Origin of the sequence: Methylibium sp., assembly GCF_013817345.1 — a bacterium.
Lineage (GTDB): Bacteria > Pseudomonadota > Gammaproteobacteria > Burkholderiales > Burkholderiaceae_C > Methylibium.
On record NZ_JACDCW010000200.1, the window covers coordinates 1 to 2,579 of the forward strand.

Genomic DNA, 2,579 nt, shown 5'->3' on the forward strand with positions numbered 1-2,579 from the left:
GAGCTGGGCGAACTCGCGGTACAGCGCCACGTCGTGCAGCGCCTCTTCCATCGCCGGGTCGCTCAACCCGAACCACTGTTGGAGGTAGTGGATGCGTAGCATGGTCTCCACCGCGAACGGCGGGCGCCCGGTCTTCGCCCGCGGGCAGTGCGGCTCGACGATCTGCACCAGCGCAGCCCACGGCACGACTCGCTCCATCTCTTCCAAGATCACGCGCTTGCGCGTCTTCTTCGTCGACAGGTTCAGACCCAGGCCGAGTTGCTTCATGGACGCTCCGCGCTTGCCGTTCATGGCTTCAGATCATGCAAGACATGGGCCTGTTTTGCAGACTTTCCCTAACTAATGAGGTGAGCGGCCGCCTGAGTTCAACTCCTCGATCACCAGCGGCCCGAAGGCTGTTCCATCCGACAGGGGTGTGAAGTGATCGAGCTCCCGCGAAGGAGCCTCGACGGTCGATCCAGAACTGTCCCCTTGGCTGGATTTGATGGGCCCTCATGCGCGATTCTGAAGCGACACGCCGCCGCAGCGCTGCGGCGGCGTGTCGAATCCGGGGGTCGGGTTGGCCTGTCCTGCGCTGCCAACGCGGCTCGACGCAGGGCCCGCTATGGTGCGCCGTCAATGCTGCGCGCCACGTGCGCCGCCGCATTGACGGCGGCAACGGCGCCGGGCTCTACGGCGGCCGCCTCGGCGCCGCAGCGCGTCGGCGACGTGATCGCCTGCGCCACCAGCGGCGCCATCGACTTCAGGATCTGCGCCGGCAGCGCACTGGTGAAGCGGTAGTCGGCCGCCTCGGGGCCGGGCACGTAGGCGGTGAGCGTGCCGAAGTGGCGCTCGCCGATGAAGAAGACGAAGGTCGCGGTGCGGTTGAGCACGCGCTCGCCGATGCGCTCGCCGCGCGCGCCGTGGCTGATCTGGCGGTTGTCGCCAGTGCCGGTCTTGCCGCCGACGGCCAGCGGCACGCCCTGCGCGTCGAGCAGCGCGCCGCGCAGCCGCCGCGCGGTGCCCTGTTCGACCACCTGTGCCAGCGCCGCCTTCAGCACCTGCGCGACTTCGGGTGCCAGCGCACGCTCGGGTTCGGCGCGCACGGCACGGGCGAGCTGCGTCTCGTAAGGCGTCGCGGCCGCGAAGTGCAGGCCTTCGATCTGCACCGTCGGCTGGCGCACGCCGTCGGCGACGATGATGCCCATCAGCTCGGCCAGCGCCGCCGGGCGGTCGCCCGAGCTGCCGATGGCCGTCGCGTACGACGGCACCAGGCGGTCGAAGGGATAGCCGACGCGGCGCCATGACTCGTGCACATGCTCGAAGGCGTCGACCTCGAGCAGCGTGCGGATGCGCAGGTCCTGCGCGCCGCTGGCGCGGCTGCGCAGCAGCCAGTCGTAGGCCTGCTGGCGCTGCGCCGCCGTGGCGTCGACCACCTGCGCCAGCGTCGCCTGCGGGTCGCGCGCCAGATACGCGGCCACCTCGAGCTCCAGCGGGTGCAGGCGCGCCAGGTAGCCGCGGTCGGCCAGGCTGTAGCGTCCGGGCGTATGCGCCTCGTAGGTGCGCTGGCGCTGCGCCTCGGTCGATGCGCCGCGGTGGCGCTCGACGAAGGCATCGAAGGCCGGGTAGTCGGCGTGCGGCAGCAGGCCGCGGTGGATCACCGCCAGGCGCTGCAGCGTCGGCGCGTTGCCGGCCAGCGCATCGAGCATCTGCTCGCCGCTGCGCCCGGCGTGGCGGCGGTAGAAGCCGCGCGTGAACTGGCGGCCCTCGCGGTCGGCAAAGCGCGCCAGCAGCACTGCACGCTGCGGATGGTCCTTCTGCTCGAGCACGGCGCCGGCCGATTCGGGGCCGCGGTGGATGTAGTGCATCACGATCTCGCGCATCAGGCGGATGAACGGCAGGTTCAGCGAGTCGCGCAGCGATTCGTACAGCGTGGCCACGCGCGCGTCGTCGCGGGCGTCGAAGTTGGAGAAGCGGTGCACCCCGCCGCCGGTGAAGAAGCTCTCGTGCGGGCTGGCCGAGAAGCGCCGCTGCATCGCCGCGTCGAGCATCGCCGCCAGCGGCGCCTGCGGCTGCGCGCCCAAGTAGTCGACGGCCCATCGCGTCAGCCGGTCGGACGGCGCCACCGGCAGCGCGGCGAGTTCGTCGCGCGTCAGCGGCGCCAGCTGCGCGTGCAGCGACGCGACCAGGTCGAGGTAGGTGGCCAGCGTGCGCAGCTTGGCGGTCGAGCCCAGCTCGAGCTTGGCGCCGGCATTGATGTCGAAGGGCTGGTCGACGTTGTCGGCGTGCACGCGCACGCGGTTGACGCCGTCGCCGCGCTCGAACAGCGTGAAGCTGTAGTTCAACCGCGCCGGATCGCCGCGTTCGAGCAGCCGCTCGCCGACCAGCCCGGCGGCGCGCGCCGCGTCCGCATCGCGCAGACGCTGCAGCTTGTCGACCACCGCGTCCTGCAGCGCGCCGTCGATCGTCGTCGCCAGCTCGAGGTCGAGCCGGTCGACGTCGTACAGCCGTGGCGTGCCCAGCAGCTCGGCGAGCTGGATGCGCGCATAGTTGACCGCCTTGCGTTGCGCGAAGTCCGACGCCGGTGTCAGCGCATAGCG

The 2,579-nt window shown here is 71.1% G+C and carries 1 protein-coding gene and 1 pseudogene; both read right to left on the reverse strand.

Annotated elements, in window-relative coordinates:
• A partial coding sequence (locus tag H0W40_RS19875) for a transposase (RefSeq protein WP_292449650.1) occupies nucleotides 1–267 on the reverse strand: 267 nt, incomplete at its 3' end.
• Nucleotides 268–602: 335 nt separating this feature from the next.
• Nucleotides 603–2,579 (reverse strand): annotated as a pseudogene (locus H0W40_RS19880) (glycosyl transferase family 51); the annotation flags it as partial.